Genomic DNA, 23,812 nt, shown 5'->3' on the forward strand with positions numbered 1-23,812 from the left:
GCTGACTGACGTGAGGGACTACAGCGACACCACCATGCACGACGGGTGCGCGACCGGGGCTGCCCCCGACGCCGCCGGTGACGAGCGGGGTGGGGTGACGGCGTGACCGAGTTCGACGGACTGCCGGTGCTGCGGTCTCCGGTGGCCATCGCCGCGTTCGAGGGCTGGAACGACGCCGCCGATGCCTCGACCGCCGCGGTCGAGCATCTGGAGCAGGTGTGGCAGGCCCGGCCCGTCACCGAACTGGATCCGGAGGATTTCTACGACTTCCAGGTCAGCCGGCCCACCATCGCGATGTCGGACGGCGCCACCCGCCGGGTGGAATGGCCGACGACGCGGTTCACCGTGGCCAGCCCGTCCGGCACGGAGCGGGACGTGGTGCTGATCCGGGGCATCGAGCCGAGCATGCGCTGGCGCACCTTCTGCGAGCAGGTGCTGGAGATCTGCCACAGCCTGGAGGTCGAGCGGGTGGTGCTGCTGGGGGCGCTGCTGGCCGATGTGCCGTACACTCGGCCGCTGCCGATCAGCGGCAGCGCCTCCGACGCTGGCGCCGCCAAGCGCTACCAGCTCACCCCCACCCGCTACGACGGGCCCACCGGCATCGTGGGCGTGCTGCACGACGCCTGCACCCGCGCCGAGGTCGACGCGGTCTCGTTCTGGGTGCACGTGCCGCACTACGCCAACAACCCGCCCTGCCCGAAGGCGACCCTCGCCCTGCTGCACCGGGTCGAGGATGTGCTGGACCTGCCGGTGCCCATGGCCGACCTGGCCGAGGAAGCCGCCGAGTGGGAACAGCGGGTGCGCAGCGCCGCCGAGCAGGACGCCGAACTCGGCGAATACGTGCGTGAGTTGGAGGAGCGGGTCGGCGACGCGGGCATCACCCCGTTGACCGGGGACGAGATCGCTCAGGAGTTCGAGAAGTACCTACGCCGCCGAGGCGGCTCCGCCGGCCCCACCGCCGGCTCCTGGTAACCGTCGCCTATCACCCTCCTCGTTGATCGCGGCACGTTGGCGGCAGCCACATCATGATCAGCGAGGAGGGTGATGGTGTGTTTGGGGTGGCGCGGGCCACACTGCGTAGGGCATCCTAGGAACCTAGCTGATGAGGGAGGCGGGTGTGCAGATCAATCCGGGGGCCGCGGAGTTTCCGCACCGGCAAATCGCCGCGCAGGTCAAGGCGCAGATCCGGCGCGGCGACTGGGGGCCGGGCGAGCGGCTGCCGTCCATTCCGGCCATCGCCGAAATGTTCGGCGTGGCGAAGCAGACCGTGCAACGCGCCGTCGACCAGCTGCGGGTCGAGGGCATCCTGATCACCAAACCCGGCTCGGGTACGTACGTGCGGGGCACCCGGCGCCGGCTCAACCGCCTCTCCCGGGGCCGCTACGGCGGCTTCCGCGGCTACCACACCGACCTGGCCGCCCGGTACCGACAACAGTTGGTCTCCGTCGGCCGCTCCCCCGCCCCGCCCGAGGTGGCCGACGCGTTCGGCGTACCGGACGGCACCGAGCTGCTCTGCCGCCGGCACATGGTCCGCACCGAGGACTCACCGGTCGAGGTGGGCGCCTCCTGGTTCCTGCCCACCGACACCGCCGGCACTTCCCTGGAGCGGGCCGAGGCGTTCGGTCGCCCGCTCTACCAGGAGGCCGAGGAGGCCACCGGGCGGCGGTACGTGACGGCCGCCGACACGATCACGGCGCGCCAGCCCAGCCGGGAGGAGGCGGAGGCCCTCCAGATCCGGCCGGACACCCCCGTCCTGCACCTGCTGCACGTCGCGTACGACCCGCACCGCAAGCCGATCGAGGTGTCCCAGGCCACCTGGCCCGGCCCCGTCACCACCCTCACCGAGGAGTACAAGATCCCCGCCCCCGCCGAAACCCCCGACCCCGACCCCGGCCTCGTGCTCGGCTGACCTCCACCACCCCGAGCGCCCCCGCCCCGCCCCGGGCCCGCCCCGCCCCGAGCCCGCCCGGGCGCCGGCGTCGATCTTGCACTTTTCGTCGCCGCAAAAGCCACGAAAGCCGCGTAACAGCGACCGAAACTGCAAGATCGACGCCGGGGTGGGGGCGGGACGCCGGGGTGTGACGCCGGGTTGGGGGCGGGACGCCGGGGTGAGGGCGGGACGCCGGGGCGGGGCGAGCGCCGAGGCGAGGGGGGATCAGAGGTGGAGGCCTAGGAGGGCGTCGAGGGTGGTGGTGAAGAGAGCGGGGGCGGCGGGGTCGTCGGTTGCGCCGGCCAGGGTGCGATCGGCCCACTCGTCGACCAGTCGCAGGGCACCGGGCGAGTCCAGATCGTCGGTCAGGCGGTCGCGTACGCCAGCCAGGAACGCCTCCCCGGACGGCCCGGCGGGCGCGGCGGCGGCCCGGCGCCAGCGGGCCAGTCGCTGCTGCGCGGCGGCCAGCAGCTCGTCGGTCCACGGCCGGTCGGCGCGGTAGTGGCCGGCCAGCAGCGCCAGCCGGACCGCCATCGGGTCGACCCGGTCGGCGCGCAGCCGGGAGACGAAGACCAGGTTGCCGCGGGACTTGGACATCTTCTCGCCGTCCAGGCCGATCATCCCGGCGTGCACGTAGTGCGCGGCGAACGGCGCCGCCCCGGTCAGCCGCTCGGCGTGCGCGGCGGAGCACTCGTGGTGCGGGAAGAGCAGGTCGTTGCCGCCGCCCTGCACGTCGATGGTGGGCCCGAGCAGGTCCAGGGCGATCACCGCGCACTCGATGTGCCAGCCCGGCCGACCCGGCCCGAGGTCGCCGCCGGGCCAGGAGGGTTCGCCGTCGCGGGCGCCGCGCCACAGCAGCGGGTCGAGCGGGTCGCGCTTGCCGGCCCGGTCCGGGTCGCCACCACGCTCGGGGAAGATCTCCAGCATCTCGGGACGTGACAGGTTCGACTCGTAGCCGAAGCGGGGCGCGGCCGAGATGTCGAAGTAGACGTCGCCGGTGCCGTCGTCGAGGCGGTACGCGGCGCCGTCCTTGAGCAGCATCAGCACCTTCTCGGCGATGTCCGGGATCGACTCGACTGCGCCCACGTAGTGTGCCGGCGGGATGATCCGCAGCGCCTCCATGTCCTCCCGGAACAGCGCCGTCTCCCGCATCGCCAGGACCTTCCAGTCCTCGCCGTCACGCTCGGCCCGCTCCAGCAGCGGATCGTCGATGTCGGTGACGTTCTGCACGTACCGCACCTCGTGGCCCGCGTCGCGCCACATGCGCTGCACCAGGTCGAAGGTGATCATCGTGGCGGCGTGGCCCAGGTGGGTGGCGTCGTACGGGGTGATGCCGCAGACGTACATTTTCGCCGCGCCGTCAGGCTCGGTCGCGTGCACGCCCTGCCGTGCCGAGTCGAACAACCTCAACGGACCGCTCCTGCCCGGCAACCGCGGCACCTCGTGCCCCACCCAAGACTCCATGTCCGCCAGCCTAACGAGCGGCGGGGCACCGGCACGCCGGCTCGGTCAGTGATCAACGCCTCAGCTTCACAGAGGCGGCCACGGCACCGCCGGCCAATCCTGCGGCGGCTGCGGGAACCCGCCGCCGGTGCGCAGCCGGTCGATCCGGGCCGCCAGCTCGGTGACCTCGCCGAGGGTGAGATGCTCGGCCAACTCGTCGCCGAGCGGACCGGCGACCTGGCGAGCGAGCCGGTCGAGCGTCTCGACGGCGTCGTCGGGCAGTGGCCGGCCGGCCCAACCCCAGAGGACCGTACGCAGCTTCTCCTCCACGTGGAAGCTCACCCCGTGGTCGACCCCGTAGATCCGATCGTCCGGGCCACGCAGGACGTGCCCGCCCTTGCGGTCCGCGTTGTTGATCACCGCATCGAAGACCGCGAGCCGGGCCAGCCGCGGGTCGTCGGCGTGCGCCAGGGCGTACGGGGTGCCCTCGTCGTCGCGGGCCGCCGCGACCGGGAACCACCGGGGCGGCAGCGCGTCGGCCGGTACGAACGCGACCAGCGGTTCGGCGTCGGGCGGCTCGTCGATCCAGAGCTGGCACGAGCCCGGGCCGAACGGCCCCTCCCGCAGCACCGTCGGTGGCACCAGGTCCCAGCCGGTGGCCGCGGAGACCAGGTAGGCGGCGACCTCGCGGCCGGCCAGCGTGCCGTCCGGGAAGTCCCACAGCGGCCGCTCGCCGCGCACCGGCTTGTACACGCACCGGGCGGTCGCACCGCCCAGGGTGAGGATGCCGCGCAGGGTGGTGTTCGACGCGTCGACCAACCGTCCCTCGACGGTCAACTCGCCGTCGCGCAGCAGACGCAGTGCGGCGGCACCGTCCCGCCGGGGCGCCAGGCCGGACGAGGTCACCGGTGGTAGCCGTTGTGCCGGGGGCAGAGGTGACCGGCCGGGTCGAGCGGCTGGCCGCAGAGCGGGCAAGGGGGACGCCCGGCGTTGACCACCCGCCGGGCTCGTTCGATGAACGCGCGGGTCGCCTCGGGGGTCAACCGCACCCGGAGCCGGTCGAGATCGTCGTCGGGCTCGACGTCGTCGGCGTCGTCCTCCTCCGACTCGCCCAGCTCAATCTCGGCCTCCACCTCGCCGACCGCGATCGCCTCGATCACCACGGTGGTGGTGTCCGCGTCGAAGGCCAGGCCCAGGGTGCCGACCCGGAACTCCTCGTCGACCGGCGTCTCCAGCGGGTCGTTGTCACCGAGCGAGGCCGGCGCTTCGGGCATCTGGACCCCGAACCGGCGCTGCGCCTCGGTGAGCAGTTCCTCCAGCTTCTCGGCGAGCAGGGAGACCTGGACCTTCTCCAGCGCGACGCTGACCAGCCGGCCGCCGCCGCGCGCCTGAAGGAAGAAGGTGCGCTCCCCCGGCGGCCCGACGGTCCCGGCGACGAACCGCTCCGGCGGCTCGAAGGCGTGCACCTGGTGGGTCATACCAGAGACCCTATCCGGCGTCCTCGCGTACCGCGCACCCCACCGACCCGAATCGCTGCCCGGTGGGCCGGCGCCGGCCGGCTCACCCGGACGCTCCCGCACCGCCGCCGACCGCGGCGTCCGAGTCCGCCGGGCGGCCGGTCCGCCGGCGCCGCTTACGCGGCGGCGGAACCAGGGCGTTCAGGTCACCCCCGATGTCGTTGAGCCGGAGCAGGAAAGGGCGCAACGGGGTGTAGCGGATCGCGGTCACCGACGCCGGGTCCACCACGATCCGCTGAAAAAGATCCAGGTGTACGCCGAGCGCGTCGGCGACGATGGCTTTGATCACGTCGCCGTGGCTGCACGCCAACCAGACCGCCTCGGGGCCGTGCTCGGCGGTCAGCCGGGCGTCCCAGGCGCGTACCGCCGCCACCGCGCGGGCCGCCATCTGCGCCATCGATTCCCCTTCGGGGAAGACGGCCGCGCTGGGATGCTGCTGCACGACCGGCCAGAGCGGCTCCTTGGCGAGCTTCTTCAGCGGCTGCCCCTCCCAGCTGCCGTACCCGCACTCGATGAGTCCCTCGTCGACCACCGGATCGGCCTGCGGCAGCGCCAGCGCAACGGTCTGCTGACAGCGGATCAGCGGGCTGGTCACGACGGCGGCCAGCGGCACCGCCCGCAGCCGCTCGCCCACCGCGCCGGCCTGGGCCCGGCCGGTCTCGTCCAGCTCGACCGGCTGCCGGCCGGCCAGGCCGCCGTCGGCGTTCGCGGTGGTACGTCCGTGCCGCAGGAGCAAGAGGGTCGCCACCTGAACCACCCTAGGCCCCCGACGAACCTCGACAGCGGCGTGTCGGATGTGGCGTGCCGGGCGTGGCGTGTCGAGTGTTAAGAAGGGGCCCCTCCTCTACCTGAGGCGTTAAGAAGGGGCCCTTCCTTGCATCTCAGGTGGCGGTGATGGTGCCGGTGAGGAGAAGGGCGAGGACCAGCGTGCCGACCGCGACCCGGTAGAGCACGAAGACGTACAGGGTGTGGTGTGCGACGTAGCGCAGCAGCCAGGCGATGGCCGCGTAGCCGACCGCGAACGCGATCAGCGTGGCGACGACCATCTGCGCGACGGTGGGCACCGACGTGCCCGGGGCCGCCGGCTCGAAAACGTCGCCCAGGCTGAACACCCCGGACATCACCACGGCCGGAATCGCCAGCAGAAACGAGTAGCGGGCCGCGGTCTCCCGGGTGAGGTTGAGGAACAGACCGAAGGTCAGGGTCGCCCCCGAGCGCGACACGCCGGGAATGAGCGCCAATGCCTGGGCGAAGCCCATCACCACGCCGTCGCGCATCCGGAAGTTCTTGAGCGTACGGGTCTGCCGGCCCCAGTACTCGGCGAACGCGAGCACGAAGGCGAAGACGATCAGGGTGGTGGCCACCACCCACAGGTTGCGGGCGGTATCCCGGATCTGGTCCTTGAACAGGAAGCCGAAGGCGCCGATCGGGATCGAGCCGACGATCACGTACCAGCCCATCCGGTAGTCGAGGCTGCTACGTACCGAGCTGTCCCAGATGCCGACGACCCAGGTCCGGCCGATCCGCCAGATGTCCTTGGCGAAGTAGAGCAGCACCGCCGCCTCGGTGCCCAGTTGGGTGACGGCGGTGAAGGACGCGCCGGCGTCCCGCTCGAAGAAGATCGCCGAGGTGATCCGCAGGTGCCCCGACGAGCTGACCGGCAAGAACTCGGTCAGGCCCTGGACGATGCCCAGAACGATGGCTTCGACCCAGGTCATTCGCCGACTCCCGAGAGGTCCAGCGCCTCGGCGACGGTCCGCAGGGTCTGCACCCCGCTGTCGCGGTCGGCGGCGAAGAGGGTCACCGCGAGGGTGGTCACCCCGGCCTCGGCGAACTGGCGCATCCGCTCGGCGATGCGTTCCCTGGGCCCGAGCAGGGAGGTCCGGTCGATGAACTCCAGCGGCACCGCCGCGGCGGCGTCGCGCTGCCGCTTGGCCAGGTAGAGGTCCTGCACCTCGCGGGCGGCGTCGCCATAGCCCATCCGGGTGGCCAACTGGTTGTAGAAGTTCTGCTGCCGGCTGCCCATGCCGCCGACGTAGAGGGCCGCGTACCAGCGCACCAGTTCGGCGCAGGACGCGACGTCGTCGCCGACCACGACCGGCACGGAGGGCACCACGTCGAAGCCGGCCAACTCCTTGCCAACCTTGGCTCGGCCGGTGCGTACCGCCGCGAGCTGCTCGTCGGCGAACTCGGGGGCGTAGAAGACAGCCAGCCAGCCGTCGGCGATCTCGCCGGCCAGTTCCAGGTTCTTCGGTCCCACCGCGGCCAGGTAGGTGGGGATGTGCTCGCGTGGCGGGTGGAAACCGAGCCGCAGAGCCTTGCCGGGGCCGTCGGGCAGCGGCAAGGTGTAGAACTGGCCGTCGTAGGCCACCTCCTTGCGGGCCACCGCCAGCCGCACAATGTCCACGTACTCCCGGGTGCGCGCGAGCGGCTTACCGAAGCGTACGCCGTGCCAGCCCTCGGAGACCTGCGGACCGGAGACCCCCAGGCCGAGGCGGAACCGACCGCCGGAGAGTGCGTCGATGGTGGCTGCGGTCATGGCGGTCATCGCGGGCGTACGAGCGGGAATCTGCATCACGGCGCTGCCGATGTCGATCCGCTCGGTCTGCCCGGCCATCCAGGCCAGCATGCTCGGCGAGTCGGAGCCGTACGCCTCCGCCGCCCACACCACCGCGTAGCCGAGCCGGTCCGCCTCCTGAGCCAGGGCCAGGTGGTCCGCCGGTGTGCTCCACGCTGTCTGGTAACCGAGGCTTAGCCCGAGTCGCACAGAGTCCTCCCCCATCCGCAGTCGCATCAGGTTACGCAATGCCGACGGTAGGGACGATCACCGGCTCACCCTCGCGTCGCCGGCAGACTCGACAGGAGCGAGGATATCGGTTTGGCCTGGTTCGAAATAAGGTTCACCCATGCAGCAGCGACCGCTCGGCCGAAGCGGGCTGGCGGTTTCCCGGCTCGCGCTCGGCACGATGACCTGGGGTCGGGACACCGACGCCGACGACGCGGCGGCGCAACTGAAGAGCTTCCTCGACGCCGGTGGCAACCTGATCGACACCGCCGACGTGTACGGCGACGGCGACGCCGAGTCGGTGATCGGCTCCCTGCTGGGCACCCTCGTGCCCCGCGAGGAACTGCTCATCGCCACGAAGGCGGGGTTGCGCCCGGGTGGGGAACGGCGGCGGGACAACTCCCGGGGGCACCTGCTGCGTACTCTGGACGCCTCGCTGCGCCGGCTGGGCACCGATTATGTGGATCTCTTCCAGGTGCACTGCTACGACCCGCAGACCCCGCTGGAGGAGACCCTGGCCGCGCTGGACCACGCGGTGGCCAGCGGACGGGTGCGCTACATCGGCCTGTCCAACTTCTCCGGCTGGCAGACCGCCCAGGCGGCGGTCTGGCAGGCGGCTTGGCCGGGACGAGCGCCAGTGGTCGCCGCCCAGGTGGAGTACTCGCTGTTGGAACGGGGCGTGGAGCGGGAGGTGCTGCCGGCCTGCGAGGCGCTCGGGCTGGGGGTGCTGCCCTGGTCGCCGCTGGGCCGCGGGGTGCTCACCGGTAAGTACCGGCACGGGCGGCCGGCGGACTCCCGGGCGGTGTCGCCGCACTTCGAGCGGTTCGTCGTTACCTACCTGGAGCCGCGCTGCTCCAGCATCGTCGAGGCGGTGGCCACCGCCGCGAACGGGCTCGGGGTGTCCCCGCTGGAAGTGGCGCTGGCCTGGATCCGGGACCGGCCCGGAGTGACCGCACCGATCCTCGGCGCGCGCACGGCCGGGCAACTGCTCGGCGCGCTGCAGGTGGAGCGGATGGTGCTCCCCGAGGAGATCACCACGGCGTTGGACGACGTCTCGGCGTTGGAGGTCGGCTACCCGGAACGCGACGGGTGAGCGGCTGCTCAGAAGGCCGGCCGAGCGGCCTGGCGGCGACGCGGAGCCGAGCGGCGAAGCGGGGGCGGGCGGTCCGGCGACGGGCGGAGGCGGGCGGGGCGGGGGGCGGCGCGGGTCACCCGGCCGGGGGTGGCGCTCGCAGGCTCCGGCTGGGCAGCATAGGGGCCATGGACTACGAGTACGCGCCGCTGCGGCTGCCGCCGAACGTCGACAGGTTGACCGCAGCGGCGCAACTGGCGATCCAGGCCGAGTTCTCCGGGTGGGAGTTGGCTCGGGTACGGCTGTTCCGGGACGGCACGCGCCAGGTGATGCTGCGCCGCCGCCGGGTCAACACGCCGCAGCCCGGCCTGTCGTACTGAGCCGGGAATGCCGACCGGCCACACCGGGGGCCGGGACCGGTCACCCGATCCCGGCCGCGCCCGGTGCTCCGGCCACGCCGTCAACTCGACGGCACAGGCTCAGTGCACGTGGTCGTGCTCCTCGTCGAATTCCACGAATGGGTGCTCGTCGAGCCGGCCGACCAGGCGATCGTCGGCTGCGGGCTGGAACGGGCCCACCGCGTCGTCGTCATCGAAGGACTCCAGGTCGACCGGGGTGCCGACCTCGCTGACCATCACCACGCCGTCGAGCGGCTCCAACTCCGGCACGTCGAGCGCACCGAGCGAGCCGTCGCCGCTCTGCAGCAGCTCCAGCACCGCCTCACCGACGCCCTCCACCGGCGGGGCCTCCTCGTCGGCCGGCACTGCCTCCCGCCGGGCCGCGTCGGCGACGCGGATCAGCGCCGAGACGCTCGGAACCCGGTAGTCGCGCCGCTGGCGCACCGAGATCACCCGGGGATGCGGGTCGCCCGGCTCGCCCCCTTCGCCACCACCGAAGCGCTGGTCGGCCTCGTCCGGGTCGATCGACTCGACATCCCACGGGGTGACCTCGCCGAAGGCGTCCATGAGTTGCTCGTCGTACGCGAACGACGCGTTGTTCAACGCGACGTACGCCCGCCAGACATCGTCGTCGTCGATCCGGCCCCCGGCAGCGCGGACCGCGGCCAGGTGGTGACGGGCCGCTTCGATCACGCGCTCGAGGGCGGCGTCCAGCTCACCGTGCTGGTCGGTCATATGAGGCGTCCCTTTCACGTTGCGAGATGCCGCGCCCGAACCGGGCGCGGGTCAGCAGGTACGCAGGAACCGGTCGAGAACCCGCACGCCGAACTGTAGTCCGTCCACCGGAACCCGCTCGTCGATGCCATGGAACAACGCCGAGAAGTTCAGGTCGGCCGGCAGGCGCAGCGGCGCGAAGCCGAAACAGCGGATGCCCAACTGCGAGAAGGCCTTGGCGTCGGTGCCGCCGGAGAGCATGTACGGCACCGGCCGCGCCCCCGGATCCTCGGCCCGCAGCGCGGCGGACATCGCCTCGACCAGGTCGCCGTCGAAGGTGGTCTCCAGCGCCGGCTGGCGCTGGATGTACTCGATCGCGATGTCCGGGCCGACCAGCTCGCGCAGCTGCCGCTCCAGCAGCTCGGACTGACCGGGCAGGCTGCGGCAGTCGATGGTGGCGCTGGCCCGGCCGGGGATCACGTTGTCCTTGTAGCCGGCGGCGAGCCGGGTCGGGTTGGCGGTGTTGCGGATGGTGGCCCCGATGATGTTGGCGATCGGGCCGAGCTTGGCGATGGCGATCTCCGGGTCCTCCGGGTCCACCTCGATGCCGAGCACCTCGGAGACCTCCTCAAGGAAGGCGCGTACGGTGTCGGTGACCACCACCGGGAAGCGGTGCGCGCCGATGCGGGCCACCGCCGCGGCCAGCGCGGTGACCGCGTTGTCGTCGTGCACCATCGAGCCGTGCCCGGGCCGGCCCTTGGCGTGCAGTCGCAGCCAGTCGATGCCCTTCTGCGCGGTCTCGATGAGGTAGAGCCGCCGCGACTCGTCCACCGTGTACGAGAAGCCGCCCACCTCGCCGATGCCCTCGGTGCAGCCGTCGAACAGCTCCCGGTGCCGGGTGGCGAGGAAGTGGGCGCCGTACTCGCTGCCAGCTTCCTCGTCGGCGGTGTACGCCAGCACGATGTCCCGCGGCGGGCGGACGCCGGTGCGCTGCCAGTGCCGTACCACCGCGAGGACCATCGCGTCGAAGTTCTTCATGTCGATGGCACCCCGGCCCCACAGGTAGCCGTCGCGCAGCTCGCCGGAGAAGGGATGCACCGACCACTCGTCGGGGTCGGCCGGCACCACGTCCAGGTGACCGTGCACGAGCAGCGCCCCCCGGCTCGGCTCGGTACCGGGGATCCGGGCGACCACGTTGGCCCGCCCCCGGGCGGACTCGTGGATCACCGGCTCGATCCCGACCTCGGCCAGTTTCTCCGCGACGTACTCCGCGGCGCGGCGTTCGCCCGCGCTGGTGGCGTTGTCGCCGGTGTTCGTGGTGTCGATGCGCAGCAGGTCCCGGCAGAGTTCGACGACCTCGTCGGTGGGCGCGGGAAGGGCGGAGTGGGCGTCGCTCGTCATCGCCCCTTCATACCAGCTCACCGTTTCGGCGCCAGGCGGTGCGGGTACTGGGAGCGCGTCCAGGTGCAATATCATCGGCGCTCCGCCCGTCAGCCAGGAGGGACCGTGTCCGTCCAACTGCCGCCGCTGCCCCCCACGCCGGGCGACGGCTACCAGCCGGCCGGACGCAGCATCGCCGACACCATCGCCGAGGAGCACCAGCGACTGCTGGCGCTGGCCCGGCGGCTGGTCGCGCCGGGCCCGAATCCGGCACACGGCCGGGAGATCCTCATCGCCGCATTGTCCCGGCACCTGTCCGCCGAGGAGCAGTACCTCCTACCCGCCGTCCGTCAGGCCCTCGACGACGCCGACGGACCGGTCGGTGAGGTGCTGGCCGGTGACGCCGCTCTGCTCATGGCACTGCGTGGGCTCACCGACGACCGTCTCGCCATGGTGGTCCAGTTGGTCGAGGCGCACGTGACGGCGGTCGACGCGCTGGTGACGCGGCTGTGCGCCAGCGCCACCGAGGAGGAGCTGATCCGGCTCGGCAACCGGCTGGAGATTGCCGAGGAGGCCGCGCCGACCCGCCCGCACCCGGGCGTGCCGCACACCCCGCCGTGGAACCGGATCGTCGAGCCGGCGGTGGCGGTGGTCGACAAGTTCCGCGACGCGGTCACCGGACGGCGCACCCGGCTCAGCGAGCTGAGCGAGCCACCGCAGGGTTGAGTCGGCACCACACTTCGAGGGGCGTTGATCCGTACGGGCCCTTCCGTCCGCCGCGGTGTCGCCCTACCGTCACGCTATGAATCTGGAGTTGCGCCACCTACGGGTGGTCTGCGCCATCGCGGAGACGGGAAGCGTGACCAAGGCGGCCTCGACGCTCGGCCTGGCCCAGCCGGCGCTGACCGCCCAGCTCCAGCGCATCGAACGGACCCTGGGCGGGTCACTGTTCGAACGGGACCGTCGGGGCGCCCGGCCCACCGCCCTCGGTGAGCTGGTGCTCGCCCGGGCCCGGGTGCTGCTGCCGGCGATGAAGGGCCTCCAGGACGAGGCGGCCCGGCTGGCCGGCGCGGGTGACGCGCCCCGCCGCTACCGGTTCGGCGGGGTGAACAGCCCGATCCTGGGTCGGCTGGTGCACCGACTCGCCGCCGAGCAGCCGCAGGCGCAGATCACCACGCACGCCTTCTGGTCGGTCGACGAACTGGTCCAACTGGTCGCCGCCGGCCGGCTGGACTACGCGTTGACCGGCGTGTGCGGCGATTCCATCCCGTCGGCGGACTACGGGCTGAGCTGGCGGGAGGTGGCCGTCGACCCGGTCACGGTGCTGCTGCCGGAGACGCATCCGCTGGCCGGGCGGGACGAGGTGAACCTGGCCGACCTACGGCACGAGCAGTGGGTGGCGGCGCCCGGCGACGGCTGCTTCGGCGACTGTTTCGCCGCCGCCTGCGCGCGGGCCGGTTTCACCCCACGGAAGGTGTACGAGGCCGACGTGCGCGGCTGCTTCGACCTGGTGGACGCCGGCGAGGCGGTGGCGTTGTGCCAGGCCACCTTCCGGCCGGTGACCGGCCTGGTGACCCGCCGGCTGGCCGGCACGCCGCTGCGCTGGCGGCTGATGCTGGGCTGGCACCCGGAATCCGCCGCCGCCCGGATGGCCGACCTGGTGCTGGAGACGGCGCTGAGCGCGTACACCGACGCTCTGGCGCCGCACCCGGCGTATCTGGCCTGGCTGCTGCGCAACCCGGCGTTCGGGCTGCGGCGGCCGGTGACCGCAGTGGTCGAGCGCGGGGTGCGAACCGGCTGACGGCGGGTATGCGGCGGGTATGACCGACCTCTATCCCGCTGCCGACGACCGTGAGGTGCTGCGCGAGGCGGCCACCCGGCACACCGCCGCCGTCCGGGACGTGGAAACCTTCCTGCGCCGCCTGCCGGAGGTGCCCGATCCCGCCGACCTGACCGAGTACGCCAACCTGATCACCCGCGAGGAACAGACCCGCGCAGACCGCCAAGCCGCCGCCGACGCTGCCGGCCTGCTCATCCCCAGTCTCGAGCCCGAGTAGCCCGCTCCCTTCCCCCCCCTCGCCGATCTTGCACTTTTGGTCGCCGTTGCATGTCTTATGCCCCAAATGCGGCGACCAAAAGTGCAAGATCGCGGAGCCGGTCGGGGTGGGTGTGGGGTGGGCGCGGGTGGGGGGGTGGGGTGGGGGTTAGCGTTCGGTTAGGGGGTCGTGGCCTAGGTCCAGCAGGGAGTGGCGCCACTCGTCGTCGGCGTTGCCCCGGTCCGGGCGGGCTGCGGTGAGGGAGCGGATCCGCTCGATCGCGTCCCGCATCACCTCGACGTCCTCGGGGGTCAGGTCGACCTTGCGCTTGCGCAGCACGGCGAGAATCTGCCGGCCCGGCTCCGGAAGGTCCAGGTCCGGGTTCGGGCCGAACGCCTCCTCGCCCGAGCCCCGGGTCAGCAGCCACTGCCGCAACTGCTCCGACGGCACGTTGACCTCGGCGTGGAAGTCCTCCCAGAGCACCTCCACCTCGGGGTCGAGTCGCTGCTCGCGTACCATCAGTCCTCCTCTGTCGGCGGCGACCCGGAAGTCTCCGGGTGCCCCTGGTCGGTCTGCCCGCCCAGGCCCTCCTCCGGCACCTGCACCCGGCGGGGGTTCGCCGTCGGCGGGGCCACGATCGGCTCGCTGCGGTCGTCGTCCTCGTCCCGGTTCTGTTCCGGTTCGGTCATCAGTACCCTCCCGGTCAGCGGGGATGCGAGGTCGTGGCCGCCGTGTAGCCGCGCTCACCGGCCGTCACGTCGAAGGTGAGCTGCCCGTCCCGACCGTCGACGGTGACCCGTTGGCCGGGTGAGAGCTGCTGTTCCAGCAGCATCCGGGAGAGGTGGTTGTCCACCTCCCGCTGGATGGTCCGGCGCAGCGGCCGGGCGCCGTACTCCGGCTGGTAGCCGTGCTCGGCGATCCAGTCGACCCCGGCGGTGGTGAACTCCACCTCGATGTCCTGGGCGTGCAGCCGGCGGCGGGTCTCCTCCAGCAGCAGCTCGGTGATCTGCCGCAGCTGCGCGGCCTCCAGCCGACGGAAAATGATCACCTCGTCGATGCGGTTGAGGAATTCCGGACGGAAGCTCTCCTGCAACCGGCGCATCAGCCGATCCCGCAGCTCGTCGCTCTCCTGCGCGCCGCCCGGCTCGCCGGCACCGAAACCGACCGCCCGTTGGCTACCGGTGATCAGCTCCGAACCGAGGTTGCTCGTCATGATCAGTACGGTGTTCCTGAAGTTGACAGTACGGCCCTGGCTGTCGGTGAGCCGCCCCTCGTCGAGCACCTGCAGCAGGATGTTGAACACGTCGGGGTGCGCCTTCTCTATCTCGTCCAGCAGCACCACCGCGTACGGGCGACGGCGCACCGCCTCGGTGAGCTCGCCCGCCTCCTCGTACCCGACGTAGCCCGGGGGCGCGCCGACCAGCCGGCTGACCGTGTGCCGTTCCTGGAACTCGCTCATGTCCACCCGGACCATACGGTCGGCCTCACCGAACAACGCCTCCGCCAGGGCCCGGGCCAGCTCGGTCTTGCCGACGCCGGTGGGACCGAGGAACAGGAAACTGCCCATCGGACGGTTCGGATCGGCCAGCCCGGTGCGGGAGCGGCGCACCGCCTCGGCCACCGAGGTGACCGCGTCGTCCTGCCCGACCACCTTCTCGTGCAGCTGGCCCTCCAGGCGCAGCAGCCGGTCCCGCTCCTCCTCGGTGAGCTGGCTGGCCGGGATGCCGGTGGCCCGGGAGACCACCTCGGCGATCTCGTCCGGCCCCACCTCGGGCACCTGGGAGGCGCCGCCCTCGTCGCCGCGCGCCCGGCGCAGCTGTTCCTCCAGCTCGGAAGCCCGGTCGCGCAGCGTGGAGGCGCGTTCGTACTGCTCGTCGGCGACCGCCTGCTCCTTGTCCCGGCGTACTTCTTCGAGCTGTTGCTCCAGGTCGCGCACGTCGGCGGCGGGGGTGCGGGTGCGCAGCCGGACCCGGGCGCCGGCCTGGTCGATCAGGTCGATCGCCTTGTCCGGCAGGTAGCGGTCGGTGATGTACCGGTCGGCGAGTTCGGTGGCGGCGACCAGCGCCTCGTCGGTGAACCGCACCTGGTGGTGCGCCTCGTAGCGGTCCCGCAGGCCGCGCAGGATGGCCACGGTGTCCTCGACGGTGGGCTCGGGCACGAAGACCGACTGGAACCGCCGGGCCAGCGCGGCGTCCTTCTCGATGCTGCGGCGGTACTCGTCGAGCGTGGTCGCGCCGATCACCCGCAGCTCGCCGCGGGCCAGCGCTGGCTTGAGCATGTTGGAGGCGTCCATCCCGCCCTCGCTGCCCGCGCCGCCCGCGCCGACCAGGGTGTGGATCTCGTCCAGGAAGACGATCAGCTCCTCCCGGTGCGCCCGGATCTCGTCGATCACCTTCTTCAGCCGTTCCTCGAAGTCACCCCGGTAGCGGGTGCCGGCGACCAACCCGGCCAGGTCGAGCTGGACCACCCGCTTGCCGATGAGGGTCTCCGGTACGTCACCGTCGCAGATCCGCTCGGCCAGGCCCTCCACGATGGCGGTCTTGCCGACGCCGGCCTCGCCGATCAGCACCGGGTTGTTCTTGGTCCGCCGGGAGAGGATCTCCACCGCCTGCTCGATCTCGTCGGCCCGCCCGATCACCGGGTCGATCTGGTCGTTGCGGGCCAGTTCGGTGAGGTCCTGGCCGTACTGGTCGAGAGTGGGGGTGCCCCGGTCCGGCCGAGGGCCGCCCATCGGGCCGCGCTCGGCGTTGGCCGCCTGCAACGACTCGGGCTGGATCCGGCCGGCGGCGAGCATCCGGCCGGCCGGCGACTCGGGGTTGAGCGGCAGCGCCATCAGGATGTGCTCGGGGCCGATGTAGTTCGCCCCCATCGCCCGGGACAACTGGTGGGCGTCGAGCAGCGCCCGCTTGGCCGCCGGGGTCAGTGACAGGTTCGGCGGGACCTCGCCCTGCGGGGCCCCGTCGCCCTGCCCGCCGAGCGCGTTGAGCAGGGTGTCCGGGTCCGCGCCCGCTCGGCGGAGCAGGTCACGCAACGGCTCGCGCTGCAACGCCGCCCAGAGCAGGTGGTCGGTGTCCAGGTCGTTGCTGTGCTTCTGGGCCGCCCGACGCGCCGCGTCCGCCAGCATCTCCCGGGCATCGGCGGTCATCAGCCGGGTGATGTCGACCCGGTGCGCAGGCCGGCGCCCGCCCTCGCCCCGACCGAAGTACCGGGCCAGGAACTCGTCCCACGGGTCCGAGCCGAAGTCGCCGGGTCCAATCATCTCTGTCCTCCGCGGTCGGGCGCGAGACGGTCGGCACGGGCTACCCCGCCCCCGGCCGGACAAACGCCACCGCTTCGCACCGCCCGGCGCGGCCGTCAGGCAGGGCGCCCGGCGGGATGGCAGGGTGGGCGGATGAACTCGCCTCCGCTACTCATCGTGGACGCCGCCAACGTGGTCGGGTCCCGCCCGGACGGCTGGTGGCGCGACCGGGCCGGGGCCACCGCCCGGCTGCGGGACGCTCTCGCGCCACTGGGCGGGCACGGGGTTCCGCCGGAGCTGCCGCCGCCGGTCGAGGTGGTGCTGGTGGTCGAGGGCGCCGCCCGGGAGGTGCCCGGAGTCGACGGGGTGCGGGTGGTGGCCGCCCCCGGTTCCGGCGACGACACCATGGTCGACCTGGTCGCCGCCGCCGGTGACCGGCGCCGGCTGGTGGTCACCGCCGACCGTGCGCTGCGCGACCGGGTCGCCGCGCTCGGTGCCGAGGTGTACGGGCCGCGCTGGCTGCGCGGCGGCGCTGGGTGAACGGCCGCACACGAGTCCCACGAATCGGACCCGCGGTGCGGGCGGTCGACAACCGGTCAGCAGGGCAGGAACACTGACAGGGCACGTGTCCTTTCCCGACCGCATAGGCTCTAATGGAGTCCTCCCGGCCCCCAGGAGGTTCCGCGTGGCGAGCGTCGCCGAGCTCAAGGCAGCCATCGATATCGCACTTCAGCAGATCGGTGACGGCCAGAGCGCCGTGCAGGCCGCCGGCGAGAAGCTGGCCGAGGCGCAGCAGACCCTCGCCGGCGCGCTGGAGGGCAGCGGCCACGCCACCGTCGAGGCGGCGCAGGCGTCGTTGACCCAGGCCGGCCAGGAGCTTGAGGAGTGCCTCGCCGCGACACTCGTCGCGATCGAGCAGGCTCAGCAGTACGTCGCGACGCTGTAGGGGCGGGCGTGTCCATCGTCGAGGATGTCGGCGCGCAGGTCCGTGCCGCCGCCGAGGAGTTGCCGCTGGGCCTGCTGGCGCTGGCGCTGGAGAAGTTCGGCCTGGCCACCGAGCGGCTGCGCTGGGTCCGCCAGGAGTCGGCCAACCCGATGGGCGTGCCGGAGCTCTCCGCCGCCACCGAACACGCCGAGACCGCCGGTTACGCGCTGCGGGTTGCCCAGGAGCAGTTGAGCGCGTACCTGGCCGCGATCGGGCTGGCCCCCGACGGCGCGCCGCCGCCCACCGGTCGGCCGGAGCGTCGGCCCGCGCACGACGCGCCCCGGGGCGACGCGCCGGTGATCGTGGCACCGGAGTCCGCCGGCGAGGTGCGGTTGCGCCGCTGGTGGTCGGTACGGGTGGCGGAGCTGACCGGGGAACGTGAAGGCCCTCCGGAGGAGCCTGACGAACGGATCGCCGACTCCCGCGAGTTGCTGCGCCGGGTGGTGCGCGGCGTACGCGCCGGTGACCGCGACCGGCTGCACCGGGACCTGCGCGGGGCGCATGCCGACGTCGGCATGGGTCTGGCCGCCGTGGCCCCGCCGCTGCTGCGCGACCTCGCCGGAGAAATGCTCGGACATCCGCCGCGCGGCGACGACCTGGCCCGGTTGCACCGCGAGTTGGGCGGCCGGGTGCGCGACCTGCTGCCCGGCCTGCCCGCACCGGTGCTGGACACGCTGCTGACCCGGGTCTGCCGGATGCCTCCGCCGCGCCGCGACGGTGGGGAGCAGCCGCACGCCGCCGACCCGGCGGTCACCGCCGGAGTTCTCACCGGCGTCCTGCTCGACCGCCTCGGCCGCGACCTGCCCCCCGACGACGATGAAAGGAAGGGCCCCCTGTTAACGCCTGACGTGGTGAAGGGGCCCCCTGTTAACACCGCTGGCGGCTCGCCCGGCACCGCTGGCGGCTCGCCCGGCACCACCGGCGGCTCGCCCGGCACCACCGGCGGCTCGCGTTCGGCGGCCGGCACCGCTGGCGGCTCGCGGCCCGCGCCCAGCACCGGGACCGGCCGGCCGGGGCGCGGGATCGATGGCTGACCGGCGTAATCAACTGGTCGCCCGGGTCCGGGAACTGCTCGCCGAGGCACTCGGCGCGTCCCGTAACCGGTCGGCCGAGGCGCAGACCGCCCTGGCCGCCGCACGCCAGCGGGCGGTACGCATACGCCGGGCCGCCGCCGGCGTACCGGAGCGGGTCGGTGCGGAACGCGACCGGCGGCTCACCGAGATCGAGACCGGGCACGCGGCGCGCCTCGCGGAGCTGATGCGGCGGGCGGCCGAGGCCGCGGCCCGGGAGGCACCCGGTGCGGGCTCGGCCGGCTGGTCGACGTGGCAACCCACCCCGGCTGAGCGAGCCGAACCGCCGGGCATGGCCCGGGTCGGCACGCTGCGGCTGCCCGAGCAGGGCCACCGGCAGGGGCCGCGGGGTGACATCGTCGCCGAACCGGTGCCGGCGCTGGTGACGCTGCTCGACGGCGGGCACGTGGCGCTCGACGGTGATCCGGAGGGCTGCGCGGCGGTGGTGTCCGCGTTGCTGCTGCGCAGCCTTGGCCGGGCGGCGCCGGGCAGCGTACGGCTGATCGGCTACGACCCGGACCACCTGGGCGGCGGGCTGGCGGGGTTCGCCCCGCTCGGTACAGCCGGGCTGCTCACCTTCGTCGGACCGGGCGGCCTGGGAGGGCTGTTGGACGACCTGGTGGAGCAGATCCGCCGGATCAACGAAACCGTGCTCGCCGGTGAGTACGCCTCGCTACGGGAGCTGGCCGCCACGACCGGCCGCCGGCCGGAACCGTGGCGGGTGGCGGTGCTGCTCGGTGGGGACGAGCTGTCCCGGCACGAGCGCGGCCAACTGGACCGGGTGGTTCGCGCGGGTGCCGCGTGCGGCGTACACCTGATCGTGCGTGGCGTCCCGCTGCCGGACGATCCGACGGTGACCCGGGTGAGGGTCACCGCTGACAGCGCCCATGTCGACACCCTGCCGGTACGCCTGGACCCGCCGCCGCCGGCGGCGCTGGTGACCGAGACCTGCCGTCGGATCGCCTCGGTGGTCAGCGCCGGACCGGCCCCGACCCCGTTCACCGATTTGCTGCCTCCGCCCGAGCAGATGTGGCGGGAGGATTCGGCGACCGGCCTGACCGCGCCGATCGGCGAGGGACCGCAGGGCCGGCCGGTGCTGCTGACCCTCGGTGACTATCCGCCGCACGCGCTGATCGGTGGCCCCTCCGGCACCGGCAAAACCAACCTGATCTTCGCCTGGATCGGCGCTCTGGCCGCTCGCTACTCCCCCGGCGAACTGGAGTTCTATCTGCTGGACTTCAAGGAGGGGGTGTCCTTCGCCCGGTTCGCCCAGGGCCGGCGGGATCCGAGCTGGCTGCCGCACATGCGGCTGGTCGGCATAAACGTCAACACCGACCGCGAGTTCGGTCTGGCGCTGCTGCGGTTCCTCGCCGAGGAGTTGCGCCGACGCGCCGACGCCGCGAAGAAACACGAGGTCACCAAACTGGCCGAGCTGCGGGCGGTGGACCCGACCGGGCACTGGCCCCGGATCGTGGCGGTGGTGGACGAGTTCCAGATGCTGCTGGCCGGCCGGGACGCGGTGGCTCGGGAGGCGGCCGACCTGCTGGAAGACCTGGCCCGCCGGGGCCGGTCGCAGGGCATCCACCTGGTGCTGGCCTCGCAGGACGTACGAGGCATCGAGGCGCTGTGGGGCCGTCCGGCGCTGGTCGCCCAGTTCACCCTGCGGATAGCGCTGCCCAAGGCGCTGCGCATCCTCGCCGAACGCAACGACGCCGCCCAGTCGCTGCCGAAGTTCCACGCCGTGGTCAACGCCGAGTCGGGGTTGCCCGAGGGCAACCAGGTGGCCCGGATTCCCTCGGCCAGCGACTGGGAGACCTGGAGCGAGCTGCAACACCGGTTGTGGCGGATGCGCCCGGCCGAGGCGGCGCCCGCCCGTCTCTTCGACGGCGACGCGATCCCCCGGCTGGCCGACGCGCCGGACTTCCGGGCCCTGCACGCGCCGGAGGTCGGTACGCCACGCGGTCCGATCGCCCTGCTCGGCGAGATCATCGACGTGCAGGCCCGGTCGGCGGCGTTGCGGCTGCCCCGGGCCCCGGGGCGCAACCTGGCCGTGCTGGGCACCCGGGTCGACGAGGCGTGTGCGGTGCTGGACGCGGCGGCTCGGTCGCTGGCTCGGCAGCACCGTCCGGGCAGCGCCCGGTTCTCCATCGCCTGCCTGGACCCGGACGCCGACCCGGCGGCCCGTGCGCTCTACGAGGAGCTCGCCGACGACGCCGCCTGGTACGACGAGGAGAGCGTGACCGAGCTGATGGCCGAGACGGCCGACGGCCTCGGCGGGCCGGGTGCCACCGGCACGCCGCACTACCTGCTGCTGTTCGCCGTCGACGCGGCGGCCGGCGCACTGGCCGCGCGGGTCGGACGGGCGAGCGGGCTGGAGCACCTGCGCCGGATCCTGCACGACGGCCCGGAACGGCGCACGCACGTGCTGGCCTGGTGGCGGGGGGTGGCTCGGATGCGCGCCGACCTGGGTGGTGCGGGCGCCCGCACCGACCAGATCGGCGCCTGGGTGGCACTGGACATCCACGGCGGGGAGCTGAGCGGCGCGCTGTATCCCGGCACCAGCGGACCGGACTGGTATCCCCGCCCGTGGCGGGGCCTCTTCTTCGACCGGGCGGTACACCGCACCGGGCAGACCATCATCCCGTACGGACCGTCGCGATGAACGAACCGGTGACCAGCGAGACGTACGCGGCCCAGCTGCGGCGGCTCGCCGAGCTGACCGCCCGGGTGCACGAGCAGCGGGAGGAGGCGTACGCCTGGCACGAGCAGCAGTGCGCGGCGGCCGACCGCGCCGTGGCGGAATCGGCCGACGAGGTCAACCGGGCTGAACGGGAGCTGGTCGCGGCCCGCGAGACGCAGGAGCGGGTGGACGCCGAGGTGGCGATGCTGTGGCAGGAGCTGAACTCCCGGCTGGGCGGGGGCGGGCGCCGCGCGGGCACTCCGCCGGCTCCTCGACCGGACGCCACCGGCGACCCGGAGCCGCTGCTGGAGGCCGCCCGGGATCTGCTGCGCCGCACCCGGCAGCCGGGCGAGCTGCCGAGCGGCGTGAACCCGCTGCTGGCGCTCTGCGGGGTGGCCGGGGCGGTGCTGGCGTACGCCCTGGGCGCCGGGGCCCGCGCGCTGGCCGCGCGTACCGACGGCGAACTGGCCGTGGGCCTGCCGGTGCTGGCCCTGGTCGTGACGCTGCTCGGCCCGGTGCTGGGTCTGATTCCGGCGCGACTGATCGCCGACCGCCGCCACGCCGTGCTCAGCCCCCGCCCCGTCATCGTCGTGGCCACCGCCGGCCTGGTCACCACCCTCCTGCTCCTGGTCACCGCCTGACCCCGACCAGTTGCCAAGCCGCCACGCGCGGGTGACCGGTGTCGATCGAGAGGTTTGCGTCGCGGTCCGGCAGGTGATTCCGCCGCAAACCTTTTGATCAATGCAGGCCGTCGACGCGGGCGGGGCCGGGGGTGGGGGTGAGGACGGCTTCGCGGAGGAGGCGGCGGGTGAGGGTCAGGCGGTCGGCGTCGGTGTCGAGGGCGGGCAGGTCGCCGACTCGGATGACCTTGCCCGTGAGCAGGGCGCGCAGCGCGGGCTCGCAGTCGGCCGGGAGGGTCAGCGTGCGGTCGAACAAACGCAGGGTGATCCGGTCACCGTCGCCGGTGAGCTGCCACCGTAGGCCGGGGCGGAGGGTGACGTGGCTGTCGGGATCCAGCGCGTTCAGCGCGGCGGCCTGGGCCAGCGGCCGGATCGGTGCCGGACGCGACGCCGGCCAGGCCCGCTGTCGCAGCCGGGCCGTCACCTCCGCCGGGTCGACCCGCAGCAGCCAGTCCCGCAGCGCCTCGACGGTCTCGGTCAGTTCCGGCTCGATGGCGTCCGGGTCGGCCAGGTCGGTGCCGAACGGCAGGGTGGCCCGCAACCGCCGGTCCTGGGCGGCCAGCGCGAGCAGCTCCTCCACCAGCGCGTACCGGGTGAGGGCGCGGATGCCGACGGTCAGGTGCAGCGAGCTGTCCTGTTGCGCCTGGGCACTGTGCAGCCAGCCGCGCGGCAGGTAGAGCGCGTCACCCGGTTCGAGAACCACGTCCAGGGCGGGCGGGCCCTGCGCGCTGGCCGCGACCTCGTCGGCCCGGCCGCCCCACGGCTGGCGCTCCAGCGGGTCGGGTAGCACCGGCGGGTGGATCCGCCAGTGCTTGCGTCCGTCCACCTGCAGCACGAAGACGTCATGGGTGTCGTAGTGGGTGTCGAAGCCCTGGCTGTCGGGCGGCGTCAGGTACGCGTTGACCTGCAACGGCTGGCCGACGGCCAGGCTCAGCTCACGGGTGAAGTCGATCAGCGCCGGCCAGGTGCGGTGCAGGCCCTGCAGGACGAGGGTGGCGCCGCCGGCGTACAACTCGAGGATCTTCTCGTCGAGGACCTGGTCGCCGATCTCGGCGCCGGCACCGCCGCCGCCGGTGTAGCGCGCCGCCGGCACCATCTGGCCGTCCCTGGCCACCCGCAGGAAGGGGGTACGCAGACCCCGCCGGCTCAGCAGTTCGTCGGCGTCGGCGGGGCTGAGCAGGTCCGTGAAGCCGACCGGGTTGGGCAGTTCGGCGGCGCGGGACAGCAGCGGGGTCTGTCCCCAGTGGGCGGCGGCGAACTTGGCCGGCTCCACGCTGACGCAGCGCGCCAGCGCCGCCAGGGCGGATGGTGGCGGTTCCGGGCCGACGGAGCACCCGGAAGCGCGCCGAGCGGAGTCCGCCGGGTAGCCCTGGCCGCCCGGCGGGTCGAACTGCGCCATGGTGATGCGCTATCGGGCCGCGCCGTCGGCACCGCCGTCGCGCTGGCCGGGGTTCGCGCCGCCGTCGGCCGGACCCTCGGCACCACCGTCCGCACCACCGTCGCGCTGGCCCGGAGTCGCGCCGCCGTCGGCCGGACCCTCGGCACCACCGTCCGCACCACCATCACGCTGACCCGGAGTCGCGCCGCCGTCGGCCGGACCCTCGGCACCACCGTCCGCACCACCATCACGCTGACCCGGGGTGGCGCCCCCGTCGGCCGGCCCCTCCAGCCCGCCGCCGCTGGTGCTCTGAATGTCGTCGTCGTTGAGTGGCATCGTGCTCCCTCCGATGGACCCGCCCCCGTCGGTGGGGTGCGTCGTGTCACGGGTGGTACCCCGCGTCCGATCTTCTCTAACCACGCTGCATTTCACCGTAGACGCCGGAACCGGCCGACATGGGCGATTCGGCCATGCCGCGCGCGGTGGACCCCGGGGGACGGTGGCAG

Annotated in this window: 25 protein-coding genes; 12 read left to right on the forward strand and 13 right to left on the reverse strand. The window is 73.1% G+C overall.

Features of this window, described 5'->3' with window-relative positions:
- The first annotated feature begins 102 nt into the window (after positions 1 to 102).
- Positions 103 to 972: a PAC2 family protein gene (locus Vqi01_RS00330; protein WP_204031794.1), complete on the forward strand. Its 870-nt coding sequence runs from the start codon at positions 103 to 105 to the stop codon at positions 970 to 972.
- Positions 973 to 1,117: 145 nt separating this feature from the next.
- Positions 1,118 to 1,909, forward strand: coding sequence for a GntR family transcriptional regulator (locus Vqi01_RS00335; RefSeq protein ID WP_204031963.1), 792 nt, complete (start codon positions 1,118 to 1,120; stop codon positions 1,907 to 1,909).
- A 246-nt stretch (positions 1,910 to 2,155) separates the two neighbouring features.
- Here Vqi01_RS00335 and mshC read toward each other — a convergent pair whose 3' ends face one another.
- The 6 genes from mshC to Vqi01_RS00365 form a co-directional block, all read right to left on the reverse strand.
- Positions 2,156 to 3,394, reverse strand: coding sequence for a cysteine--1-D-myo-inosityl 2-amino-2-deoxy-alpha-D-glucopyranoside ligase (gene mshC / locus Vqi01_RS00340; RefSeq protein ID WP_204031796.1), 1,239 nt, complete (start codon positions 3,392 to 3,394; stop codon positions 2,156 to 2,158).
- 66 nt (positions 3,395 to 3,460) lie between these two features.
- Positions 3,461 to 4,279, reverse strand: coding sequence for an SCO1664 family protein (locus Vqi01_RS00345; protein WP_204031798.1), 819 nt, complete (start codon positions 4,277 to 4,279; stop codon positions 3,461 to 3,463).
- Positions 4,276 to 4,851, reverse strand: coding sequence for a DUF3090 domain-containing protein (locus Vqi01_RS00350; RefSeq protein ID WP_204031800.1), 576 nt, complete (start codon positions 4,849 to 4,851; stop codon positions 4,276 to 4,278). The genes Vqi01_RS00345 and Vqi01_RS00350 overlap by 4 nt, the downstream gene beginning before the upstream one ends.
- 82 nt (positions 4,852 to 4,933) lie before the next feature.
- The gene (locus Vqi01_RS00355) at positions 4,934 to 5,647 is read right to left on the reverse strand and encodes a histidine phosphatase family protein (RefSeq protein WP_204031802.1); all 714 of its coding nucleotides are present in this window, start codon (positions 5,645 to 5,647) and stop codon (positions 4,934 to 4,936) included.
- Positions 5,648 to 5,771: 124 nt separating this feature from the next.
- A complete protein-coding gene (locus Vqi01_RS00360) occupies positions 5,772 to 6,608 on the reverse strand; it encodes an undecaprenyl-diphosphate phosphatase (RefSeq protein WP_204031804.1) in 837 nt (278 codons plus the stop codon).
- Positions 6,605 to 7,657 carry an LLM class F420-dependent oxidoreductase gene (locus Vqi01_RS00365; RefSeq protein ID WP_204031805.1) on the reverse strand — a complete coding sequence of 351 codons (1,053 nt, stop codon included), beginning with the start codon at positions 7,655 to 7,657 and terminating at the stop codon, positions 6,605 to 6,607. Before Vqi01_RS00365 ends, Vqi01_RS00360 begins: the two co-directional genes overlap by 4 nt.
- Before the next feature lie 139 nt (positions 7,658 to 7,796).
- On the opposite strand from Vqi01_RS00365, the gene Vqi01_RS00370 reads away from it, so the two are divergent.
- Both Vqi01_RS00370 and Vqi01_RS00375 read left to right on the forward strand, forming a co-directional pair.
- Entirely contained in the window at positions 7,797 to 8,768 is a 972-nt protein-coding gene (locus Vqi01_RS00370; RefSeq protein WP_204031808.1) for an aldo/keto reductase, read from the forward strand.
- A 167-nt stretch (positions 8,769 to 8,935) separates the two neighbouring features.
- Positions 8,936 to 9,127 carry a DUF5703 family protein gene (locus Vqi01_RS00375; RefSeq protein ID WP_204031809.1) on the forward strand — a complete coding sequence of 64 codons (192 nt, stop codon included), beginning with the start codon at positions 8,936 to 8,938 and terminating at the stop codon, positions 9,125 to 9,127.
- Between the two features lie 99 nt (positions 9,128 to 9,226).
- On the opposite strand, the gene Vqi01_RS00380 is transcribed toward Vqi01_RS00375, so the two are convergent.
- Together Vqi01_RS00380 and Vqi01_RS00385 are read right to left on the reverse strand one after the other, a co-directional pair.
- Positions 9,227 to 9,880, reverse strand: a complete 654-nt coding sequence (locus Vqi01_RS00380; protein WP_204031811.1) for a hypothetical protein — start codon at positions 9,878 to 9,880, stop codon at positions 9,227 to 9,229.
- Between the two features lie 51 nt (positions 9,881 to 9,931).
- Positions 9,932 to 11,260: a M20/M25/M40 family metallo-hydrolase gene (locus Vqi01_RS00385; protein WP_204031812.1), complete on the reverse strand. Its 1,329-nt coding sequence runs from the start codon at positions 11,258 to 11,260 to the stop codon at positions 9,932 to 9,934.
- A 105-nt stretch (positions 11,261 to 11,365) separates the two neighbouring features.
- Between Vqi01_RS00385 and Vqi01_RS00390 the strand changes: the two genes are divergently transcribed.
- From Vqi01_RS00390 to Vqi01_RS00400, 3 genes are all read left to right on the forward strand, one after another.
- A complete protein-coding gene (locus Vqi01_RS00390) occupies positions 11,366 to 11,965 on the forward strand; it encodes a hemerythrin domain-containing protein (protein ID WP_204031814.1) in 600 nt (199 codons plus the stop codon).
- 76 nt (positions 11,966 to 12,041) lie between these two features.
- Positions 12,042 to 13,040, forward strand: a complete 999-nt coding sequence (locus Vqi01_RS00395) for a LysR family transcriptional regulator (protein WP_204031816.1) — start codon at positions 12,042 to 12,044, stop codon at positions 13,038 to 13,040.
- A gap of 19 nt (positions 13,041 to 13,059) precedes the next feature.
- Positions 13,060 to 13,296 carry a hypothetical protein gene (locus Vqi01_RS00400; RefSeq protein WP_204031818.1) on the forward strand — a complete coding sequence of 79 codons (237 nt, stop codon included), beginning with the start codon at positions 13,060 to 13,062 and terminating at the stop codon, positions 13,294 to 13,296.
- Between the two features lie 147 nt (positions 13,297 to 13,443).
- On the opposite strand, the gene Vqi01_RS00405 is transcribed toward Vqi01_RS00400, so the two are convergent.
- The 3 genes from Vqi01_RS00405 to Vqi01_RS00415 are packed head-to-tail and all read right to left on the reverse strand — an operon-like array spanning position 13,444 to position 16,534.
- The gene (locus Vqi01_RS00405) at positions 13,444 to 13,794 is read right to left on the reverse strand and encodes a DUF3140 domain-containing protein (RefSeq protein ID WP_204031819.1); all 351 of its coding nucleotides are present in this window, start codon (positions 13,792 to 13,794) and stop codon (positions 13,444 to 13,446) included.
- The gene (locus tag Vqi01_RS00410; RefSeq protein ID WP_204031821.1) at positions 13,794 to 13,964 is read right to left on the reverse strand and encodes a hypothetical protein; all 171 of its coding nucleotides are present in this window, start codon (positions 13,962 to 13,964) and stop codon (positions 13,794 to 13,796) included. Before Vqi01_RS00410 ends, Vqi01_RS00405 begins: the two co-directional genes overlap by 1 nt.
- Positions 13,965 to 13,978: 14 nt before the next feature.
- Entirely contained in the window at positions 13,979 to 16,534 is a 2,556-nt protein-coding gene (locus Vqi01_RS00415; protein WP_204031823.1) for an ATP-dependent Clp protease ATP-binding subunit, read from the reverse strand.
- Between the two features lie 132 nt (positions 16,535 to 16,666).
- Here Vqi01_RS00415 and Vqi01_RS00420 point away from each other — a divergent pair, with 132 nt between their 5' ends.
- The 5 genes from Vqi01_RS00420 to Vqi01_RS00440 all read left to right on the forward strand — a co-directional run bounded on the left by Vqi01_RS00420 (position 16,667) and on the right by Vqi01_RS00440 (position 21,889).
- Complete coding sequence (locus tag Vqi01_RS00420; protein ID WP_204031825.1) at positions 16,667 to 17,053, forward strand: hypothetical protein; 387 nt, start codon at positions 16,667 to 16,669, stop codon at positions 17,051 to 17,053.
- Positions 17,054 to 17,198: 145 nt separating this feature from the next.
- Complete coding sequence (locus Vqi01_RS00425) at positions 17,199 to 17,459, forward strand: hypothetical protein (RefSeq protein ID WP_204031827.1); 261 nt, start codon at positions 17,199 to 17,201, stop codon at positions 17,457 to 17,459.
- Between the two features lie 8 nt (positions 17,460 to 17,467).
- Positions 17,468 to 18,532 (forward strand): hypothetical protein, encoded by a 1,065-nt coding sequence (locus tag Vqi01_RS00430; RefSeq protein ID WP_204031828.1) that lies wholly within the window; start codon positions 17,468 to 17,470, stop codon positions 18,530 to 18,532.
- Entirely contained in the window at positions 18,525 to 21,230 is a 2,706-nt protein-coding gene (locus Vqi01_RS00435) for an FtsK/SpoIIIE domain-containing protein (RefSeq protein ID WP_204031830.1), read from the forward strand. The genes Vqi01_RS00430 and Vqi01_RS00435 overlap by 8 nt, the downstream gene beginning before the upstream one ends.
- Positions 21,227 to 21,889 (forward strand): hypothetical protein, encoded by a 663-nt coding sequence (locus Vqi01_RS00440; RefSeq protein WP_204031832.1) that lies wholly within the window; start codon positions 21,227 to 21,229, stop codon positions 21,887 to 21,889. Before Vqi01_RS00435 ends, Vqi01_RS00440 begins: the two co-directional genes overlap by 4 nt.
- Positions 21,890 to 21,986: 97 nt before the next feature.
- On the opposite strand, the gene Vqi01_RS00445 is transcribed toward Vqi01_RS00440, so the two are convergent.
- Together Vqi01_RS00445 and Vqi01_RS00450 are read right to left on the reverse strand one after the other, a co-directional pair.
- Entirely contained in the window at positions 21,987 to 23,327 is a 1,341-nt protein-coding gene (locus Vqi01_RS00445; protein WP_204031833.1) for a cupin domain-containing protein, read from the reverse strand.
- Between the two features lie 9 nt (positions 23,328 to 23,336).
- Positions 23,337 to 23,642: a hypothetical protein gene (locus Vqi01_RS00450; RefSeq protein ID WP_204031835.1), complete on the reverse strand. Its 306-nt coding sequence runs from the start codon at positions 23,640 to 23,642 to the stop codon at positions 23,337 to 23,339.
- Positions 23,643 to 23,812: the final 170 nt, after the last annotated feature.

Source organism: Micromonospora qiuiae (assembly GCF_016863555.1).
Taxonomy (GTDB): domain Bacteria; phylum Actinomycetota; class Actinomycetes; order Mycobacteriales; family Micromonosporaceae; genus Micromonospora; species Micromonospora qiuiae.

Coding starts and splice junctions, on each gene's coding strand:
- Vqi01_RS00405 (WP_204031819.1), bottom strand. CDS start 13,794: ATGGTACGCGAGCAGCGACTCGACCCCGAGGTGGAGGTGCTCTGGGAG.
- Vqi01_RS00415 (WP_204031823.1), bottom strand. CDS start 16,534: ATGATTGGACCCGGCGACTTCGGCTCGGACCCGTGGGACGAGTTCCTG.
- Vqi01_RS00385 (WP_204031812.1), bottom strand. CDS start 11,260: ATGACGAGCGACGCCCACTCCGCCCTTCCCGCGCCCACCGACGAGGTC.
- Vqi01_RS00370 (WP_204031808.1), top strand. CDS start 7,797: ATGCAGCAGCGACCGCTCGGCCGAAGCGGGCTGGCGGTTTCCCGGCTC.
- Vqi01_RS00420 (WP_204031825.1), top strand. CDS start 16,667: ATGAACTCGCCTCCGCTACTCATCGTGGACGCCGCCAACGTGGTCGGG.
- Vqi01_RS00435 (WP_204031830.1), top strand. CDS start 18,525: ATGGCTGACCGGCGTAATCAACTGGTCGCCCGGGTCCGGGAACTGCTC.
- Vqi01_RS00395 (WP_204031816.1), top strand. CDS start 12,042: ATGAATCTGGAGTTGCGCCACCTACGGGTGGTCTGCGCCATCGCGGAG.
- Vqi01_RS00440 (WP_204031832.1), top strand. CDS start 21,227: ATGAACGAACCGGTGACCAGCGAGACGTACGCGGCCCAGCTGCGGCGG.
- mshC (WP_204031796.1), bottom strand. CDS start 3,394: ATGGAGTCTTGGGTGGGGCACGAGGTGCCGCGGTTGCCGGGCAGGAGC.
- Vqi01_RS00375 (WP_204031809.1), top strand. CDS start 8,936: ATGGACTACGAGTACGCGCCGCTGCGGCTGCCGCCGAACGTCGACAGG.
- Vqi01_RS00360 (WP_204031804.1), bottom strand. CDS start 6,608: ATGACCTGGGTCGAAGCCATCGTTCTGGGCATCGTCCAGGGCCTGACC.
- Vqi01_RS00445 (WP_204031833.1), bottom strand. CDS start 23,327: ATGGCGCAGTTCGACCCGCCGGGCGGCCAGGGCTACCCGGCGGACTCC.
- Vqi01_RS00450 (WP_204031835.1), bottom strand. CDS start 23,642: ATGCCACTCAACGACGACGACATTCAGAGCACCAGCGGCGGCGGGCTG.
- Vqi01_RS00400 (WP_204031818.1), top strand. CDS start 13,060: ATGACCGACCTCTATCCCGCTGCCGACGACCGTGAGGTGCTGCGCGAG.
- Vqi01_RS00410 (WP_204031821.1), bottom strand. CDS start 13,964: ATGACCGAACCGGAACAGAACCGGGACGAGGACGACGACCGCAGCGAG.
- Vqi01_RS00350 (WP_204031800.1), bottom strand. CDS start 4,851: ATGACCCACCAGGTGCACGCCTTCGAGCCGCCGGAGCGGTTCGTCGCC.
- Vqi01_RS00380 (WP_204031811.1), bottom strand. CDS start 9,880: ATGACCGACCAGCACGGTGAGCTGGACGCCGCCCTCGAGCGCGTGATC.